The 6,675-nt window shown below is 56.0% G+C and carries 7 protein-coding genes; all 7 read right to left on the minus strand.

Annotation, left to right across the window (positions count from 1 at the left end; genetic code table 11):
• Positions 1-13: 13 nt before the first annotated feature.
• Complete coding sequence (locus M0974_RS26435; RefSeq protein WP_297844075.1) at positions 14-307, minus strand: YcgL domain-containing protein; 294 nt, start codon at positions 305-307, stop codon at positions 14-16.
• Complete coding sequence (rnd, locus tag M0974_RS26440) at positions 304-1,437, minus strand: ribonuclease D (RefSeq protein WP_297844079.1); 1,134 nt, start codon at positions 1,435-1,437, stop codon at positions 304-306. Before rnd ends, M0974_RS26435 begins: the two co-directional genes overlap by 4 nt.
• 128 nt (positions 1,438-1,565) lie before the next feature.
• Entirely contained in the window at positions 1,566-2,225 is a 660-nt protein-coding gene (locus tag M0974_RS26445) for a class I SAM-dependent methyltransferase (protein WP_297844082.1), read from the minus strand.
• Between the two features lie 193 nt (positions 2,226-2,418).
• Entirely contained in the window at positions 2,419-2,745 is a 327-nt protein-coding gene (locus tag M0974_RS26450) for a DUF305 domain-containing protein (RefSeq protein ID WP_297844086.1), read from the minus strand.
• A gap of 95 nt (positions 2,746-2,840) precedes the next feature.
• Positions 2,841-3,230 carry a tautomerase family protein gene (locus tag M0974_RS26455; RefSeq protein WP_297844088.1) on the minus strand — a complete coding sequence of 130 codons (390 nt, stop codon included), beginning with the start codon at positions 3,228-3,230 and terminating at the stop codon, positions 2,841-2,843.
• Positions 3,231-3,604: 374 nt separating this feature from the next.
• Positions 3,605-5,218: a GMC family oxidoreductase gene (locus tag M0974_RS26460; protein ID WP_297844090.1), complete on the minus strand. Its 1,614-nt coding sequence runs from the start codon at positions 5,216-5,218 to the stop codon at positions 3,605-3,607.
• Positions 5,219-5,348: 130 nt separating this feature from the next.
• A partial coding sequence (locus M0974_RS26465) for an NAD-dependent malic enzyme (protein WP_297844092.1) occupies positions 5,349-6,675 on the minus strand: 1,327 nt, incomplete at its 5' end.

Genomic DNA, 6,675 nt, shown 5'->3' on the forward strand with positions numbered 1-6,675 from the left:
GGCCCGGCCCTGTTTACAGTGGATCGTTGCGGCGCAGCAACTCTTCCGGCAAATGCTCGATGTACTCGTCTTCTGCCGGGGGCATTTGCAGGTGGTAACCCTGCTTGTCGAGATTGGCGAGCACCTGATTGATGTCCTCGCGAGACAGCTTGCGCTCAGGGCTGAGTACCATGTCGAAGGTGTGCGTCGGCGGACCGAAGGCGATCAGCAGATCTGCCGGCACTTTCTTCAGCGCATCGCTCTTGAGCACATACAGGTACATCTCGTTTTTACGCGGGCTTTTATAAATAGAGCAAATACGTTTCAAGGCTGTTCTCCAGCAGTAGCCAAGCTGTCGAGCAGCGCCTGGCCCATCAGTTCGCGGCGCCAGCCACGCAGCGACTCTGGCAATTGATAGGGACCGTTGGGGTAGCCGCTTTTCAGCAGGGCTTCAAGGGTCTTTTTACGCAGCATGAGCTCAGGGGCCATGTTTAATTGCTCGGCGTGCTGCTGACCAATCATGCGCAAGGTCTTCAAGACATTGGACGCTTCGATCGGCAGCGGCTCGGGCAACGCGGCTGGCCACTGTTCTGGCGGCAAACTGGCGGAGGTCTTGATCAGTTCAATCAAGAACTCGCCGTCCTGACGCACGGTTTTAGGGTGAATGTCTTCGATTTTCGCCAGCGCGGCCAGGTTGTCCGGCTGGGTTTTGGCCAACGGCCAGAGTGAATGCTCACGGACCACGCGGTTACGCGGCAGGTTGCGCGATCGCGCCTCGCGCTCACGCCAGGCACACAACTCACGCAGTACCGCCAATTGAGCGCGGGATAACTTCCACGCCAACTTGGCATCACGGTAAAGATCGTACGGGTCTATTTCACGTCGCAGGTTGGCGACCAGTTCAGCACCGTCGTCGAGCAACCAGGCATGTTTGTCTGTGGATAACTTCGGTTGGAGGATCGCGTACACCTCAGCCAGGTGCACGGCATCTTCAGCGGCGTAGCTTATTTGTGTGTCAGACAGCGGGCGTTGCAACCAGTCGGAGCGTGTTTCGCCCTTGGGTAACTCGATGCCTAGTATTTCCTGAACCAATCGCGAGTAGCCCATGGAGAAACCAAGGTTCAGGTAAGCAGCGGCCAATTGTGTATCGAACAGTGGCGCGGGCAGGCTGCCGGTCAAGCGCAGCAGCACTTCAAGGTCTTCACTGCACGCATGGACCACTTTGATGACGTCGGGATTTTCCAGCAGCGCAGAAAGCGGTGCCCAATCATTGATCAGCAGCGGGTCGATCAGGTAGGCGCGAGCGCCGTCTCCAATCTGCAGCAACGCGGCGATGGGGTAAAAAGTGTCGACCCGCATGAATTCGGTGTCGAGGGCAACGAATGGCAAGGCTTGCCACTCGACGCAATGTTGGGCGAGGCTGGCGTCGTCGCGAATCCAATGAATATCGATGGCCACACGGCTCTCCCTTGAAGAATGGCGCGCAGTATATATCGCATCACTGATTACCGCGCATCCGGACTGCAAGTCTTGAGCAACTTCCTGCGATGCACCGGCTAGAAACAGACCGGTCATCGGATTGAGCCCTACGCTTTCTGCAACACATAAACCCGCCACATGGCGTAGCCGGGTAATACGTCATGGTGACCGAGGATTTGAAAACCCGCAGCGGCGAACTCACTTTCTATTTGCGTACGACTCACCACGAAGCGATTCATCCTCAATACCCCAGGTTCATCCGTCGCCCGAACCCGCTCCAGGCGCTTGCGCCGCCAGGATTTGATATTGCCGTCAACCCACAGTGCGATGATCACCGTGTCTCGGGTGACGCGGTGAAATTCCCGCAGGATGGACGCACGATGAGCTTGATCAGCAACATGATGAAACAGGCGCATGCAAAATATGCAGTCCACGGCGTTAGCCGAGAGCTCAATGGAAAGCGGTGAGGTTTGAAAGGTTTTGATCCGCTTGAGTTTTTCAGCAGGAAACGTTGCTTCACCGATGGCGAGCGCTTCTGTCGAATCATCGCCGGCAAGCACGACGCGATTGCTATGTTCGGTCAAGACAGCCCAAAAGCGACCTGCGCCGCTGGGCAAATCAAGTACCAGCCCCGGCTCACCGGCAGTTTTCAGTGCCCGACGAGCCAATTGCTCGTCACGCCAATGCGCTAAGCGTCCGGAAAATCCATACGGTTGCACAGGCTTGTCGCCATCAGGGCCAGAGCGTAAAGCGTTAACGTTCGGCATGACACTCTGCTTATAAAGTAACCGCTTAATGAAGTGAGACCTTGCCCAAACGCGGTCGAGTCATAAAACTTCCCCAAGTGACAAACCTTAATCAGCTTTGCATCAATTTTTTGTGAAAAGAACGCAGATAAACGTCCGAATGGATTCTTTTTCTGTAGGAAAACATCCCGGCGTACGAGCACACTCCCAGCAGCTAGTGATGCGCGGCAAGCCAAGCCTGCATCTGTTGAATCTCTGGGCCTTGCGACTTGATGACGTTCTCAGCCAGCGTTCGCATCTCCGGGTCTTTGCCATACTTCAACTGAATCTTGGCCATCTCAACGGCGCCTTGATGATGGGCAAGCATTCCCTTGGCAAACGCAATATCCGGGTTTTTTTCCATCATTGAGCCTTGCATTGAGTCATTCATGTGGCCCATCGACGTCATGTACTCGTGTTGCATCGGGCTCATATCAGCCGCCATGAGTGGGCCGGACACGCAGCCAAGCAGGATCAACGCGAAGATTTTGGATTTTTTCATGATCATCTCTGGGGGAGCCTGCGGATTTGAATCCGAAGGCTAAAGCTTGCCACAGGAGGAAGGTCAAGAGGGACCCAGGGTCCAGGCAACTGCGCTTACTTCGGCGCGTATTGCATCTCGCCGCCGCCAAACGACCAGTCTTCGCGATTGACCTCGACCAGGCTGATCCAAACGTCTTCTTTGCGAATGCCGGTTTTCTCGTGAATGCCCTCCGCGACTGCTTTGTAGAAGGCCTTTTTAACTTCAACCGTGCGCCCGGTATTCCACGTCACCTGGATAAACACGATTTTAGAGGTGTAGGTCTGGCCCAGATAACCAGCGGCCGGGTAGATCAGTTCATCACCTGCGTGCCGGTTCACAATCTGAAATTTGTCGTGTTCGGGGACGTTGGCGGTTTGGGTCATGGCGTCGTATACAACATCGCCTATCGCTTTGACGGTTTCAGGCGAGGTGTCTGCAGCTAAGTCAATTCGGGCTAGTGGCATGGTGGGACCTTCAGATCATGGGCAGGAAAGGGGTGTTTCGTTGCAGAGCCAAATCTAATCTCGCGGACGATTATCGACAAGCGTCCAGAGGTTAGCGTTTTTTCGCTGAGCCTCGACCGTTTTAGTCATTGGGCAGAACATAAATCCCCTATAGGACCTATATCGGGAACCAGACGACGCGGTACATCAGACAGACCAACGTGTGGCCTTCGCGAACAAGTTCTCTCCCACCGGATCTCTGAAATGCCCAAATCCAGCGCCATACCAAGAATCTGTAGGACCGAATTTATTCGGGAAGCGGCATTCGCGGTTTGTCTGAAGAACCGAGTTGTCGCCATTCCCGAATGAATTCGATCCCACAGAGGAATGTGAGTTCACGTGAGATTCGCATCAGCAATGATCATTTCAGCGGCCTTTTCAGCAATCATCAGGGTTGGCGAGCAGGTGTTGCCCGAGACGATGTTCGGCATGATCGACGCGTCTACCACCCGCAAGCCTGCAATGCCATGTACGCGCAAGCGCGCATCGACCACTGCGTCACCGCCCTGCCCCATTTTACAGGTGCCGACCGGGTGAAAAATCGTAGTACCGATACTGCGTGCTGCCTGGCGTAACTCTTCTTCAGTTTGCAGGCTGACGCCGGGCAAATACTCCACCGGCTGGAAACTGGCCAATGCCGGAGCAGCGGCAATGCGCCGGGTCAGGCGAATGGCGTCGGCGGCGACTCTCAGGTCTTCATCATTACTCAGATAGTTCGGTCGAATTGATGGCGCATCTTCCATGCGTGCCGAGCGGATCTCCACCGAGCCACGACTCTGCGGACGCAGGTTGCACACCGATGCCGTGAATGCAGCAAAGCTGTGCAGGGGTTCACCGAAGCGCTCCAATGATAACGGCTGCACATGGTATTCAAGATTAGCCGACAGCTGCTCCGGGCCTGACCGCGCAAAGGCGCCCAATTGGCTCGGTGCCATGGCCAATGGACCGCTGCGATTGATCGCATAACGCAGGCCCATGTTCATCTTGCCCCATAGGCTGCCGACCATTTGGTTGAGCGTCTTGCCGTTGCCAATTTTATAGATCAAGCGCAGCTGCAAGTGATCCTGCAAATTACTGCCCACGCCCGGTAACTCATGGCGTACGCCGATGCCGAGCTTTTCCAAGAGAGGTCGCGGCCCGACCCCAGAACGTTGCAGCAGTGCGGGTGAGCCAATCGAGCCACAGCACAACAGGATTTCTCGACGGGCCTGAAAATGCTCCTCCCGCGGCCCGACACGCGCCACCACTGCGCTGGCGCGGCCGTTATCAAACTCAATGCGCGACGCTTCAACCCCCGTCAGCACCGTGAGGTTTTTGCGCTGCACAATGGGCCGCAAAAAAGCTTTCGAGGCATTCCAGCGAACGCCGCGCCGTTGGTTGACCTGAAAGTAACTACAGCCTTCATTGTCGCCGCCGTTGAAATCCTCGACGGAGGCAATGCCAGTCTCCGCTGCGGCATCGCGAAAAGCGTCCAAAATCCCCCATGACAAACGCTGTTGTTCCACCCGCCATTCACCGTCAGCACTGTGCATCGGCGAGTTACCGGCGTAGTGGTTTTCCGAACGTTTGAACAACGGCAAAACATGGTCCCAGTCCCAACCGCTATTGCCCTGCGCCGCCCACGCGTCGTAATCACCAGCTTGGCCACGCATATAGATCATGCCGTTGATCGAAGAGCTACCGCCCAGCACTCGGCCTCGCGGGTAGTTCAGCGCGCGCCCGTTCAGGCCCGGCTCAGCGTCGGTTTTGAAGCACCAGTCAGTTCGTGGATTGCCAATGCAGTACAGATAGCCCACCGGGATATGAATCCAGTGGTAGTTGTCTTGTCCGCCGGCTTCGAGCAGCAGCACTCGGTGCGCAGGGTTTTTTGAGAGTCGATTGGCCAGTAAACAGCCGGCAGGCCCGGCGCCAACAATCACATAATCATAGAGCTCAGCCGTCGCGTGCATGAATCCCTCGCCGATCTTTTTTATTGTTAGCAGCGCCAAGCTATAAGGTGTTTTTGAGCAAAAAGAAAGGCCGCTGCACGTTACCTAGCAGCGGCCTTCTTTAATCGAGGCGAGTCAGATCAGACGATGATCAGACCGAGCGACGACGATAGGTGCGGTAGTTCGGCATCCAGAAGTTACGCTCGATTGCCGCCTGCAGCATCTCTTCCGACGTTTCCAGCGCCAAGCCTTCAGCCTGAGCTTCCTTGGCCACGGCCAAAGCGATCTTGCGGCTGACTGCCTGAATGTCCTTCAGCGGCGGCAATACCGCATCACCCTCACCCGTGACCACTGGCGAGCACTCTGCCAATGCATTGGAGGCAGCCATTAGCATCTTGTCGGTGATGCGCGATGCCTTGCTGGCGATAACGCCCAAGCCAATACCCGGGAAGATGTACGAGTTGTTGCATTGCGCGATATTAATCGTGCGCCCATTGAACTCGACCGGAGCGAACGGGCTGCCGGTAGCAACCAACGCATTGCCGTCGGTCCAACGCAGGATTTCTTCTGGCGTGGCTTCAACTTTCGACGTTGGGTTAGACATCGGCATGATCAATGGCTTGGCGCAATGCTTGTGCATCTCGCGAACCACTTGTTCAGTGAACAGGCCGCGTTGGCCCGAAACACCGATCATCACGGTGGCATTGGCGTTACTGACAACGTCCAGCAAGGTTGGGAACGACTCAGCACCCCAGCTCGCTACGTCAGTGGTTTTCTGTGCCAGACGGGCCTGGAAGTCCAAAAGGCCGTCCATTTTGTCTGTCAGCAAACCGTGACGATCGACCATGAAGATACGCTTACGCGCTTCGCTTTCGCTCAGGCCTTCAATCTTCATTGCAGCAATGATGTGCTCAGCGATACCACAGCCCGCAGAGCCTGCACCCACGAACACCACCACTTGTTGACCAAGGGTTTCGTGCTTGGCTTTACACGCGGCAAGCAGCGTGCCGACTGCCACCGAAGCGGTGCCTTGAATGTCGTCGTTGAAGCAGCACAGCTGGTCGCGGTACTTCTCAAGCAACGGCATCGCGTTAGGCTGGGCGAAATCTTCGAACTGCAACAACACTTCAGGCCAGCGACGCTGAACAGCGTCGATGAACAATGCAACGAAGTCGTTATATTCCTTACCTGTCACACGCTCATGGCGCCAACCCATGTACATCGGGTCGTCGAGCAGTTCTTGGTTATTAGTGCCGACGTCCAGCACGATCGGCAGCGTATAGGCCGGGCTGATCCCGCCGCACGCGGTGTAGAGCGACAGCTTGCCTATGGGAATACCCATGCCACCGATGCCTTGGTCACCCAGGCCGAGAATGCGCTCGCTGTCGGTGACCACAATGATCTTGATCTGGTCTTTGGTCGCACTGCGCAGAATGTCGTCGATGCGGTCGCGTTCTGGATACGAGATAAACAGCCCA

This window comes from Pseudomonas sp. (assembly GCF_026224925.1).
Lineage (GTDB): Bacteria > Pseudomonadota > Gammaproteobacteria > Pseudomonadales > Pseudomonadaceae > Aquipseudomonas.

Coding starts and splice junctions, on each gene's coding strand:
- M0974_RS26450 (WP_297844086.1), bottom strand. CDS start 2,745: ATGAAAAAATCCAAAATCTTCGCGTTGATCCTGCTTGGCTGCGTGTCC.
- M0974_RS26445 (WP_297844082.1), bottom strand. CDS start 2,225: ATGCCGAACGTTAACGCTTTACGCTCTGGCCCTGATGGCGACAAGCCT.
- M0974_RS26455 (WP_297844088.1), bottom strand. CDS start 3,230: ATGCCACTAGCCCGAATTGACTTAGCTGCAGACACCTCGCCTGAAACC.
- M0974_RS26460 (WP_297844090.1), bottom strand. CDS start 5,218: ATGCACGCGACGGCTGAGCTCTATGATTATGTGATTGTTGGCGCCGGG.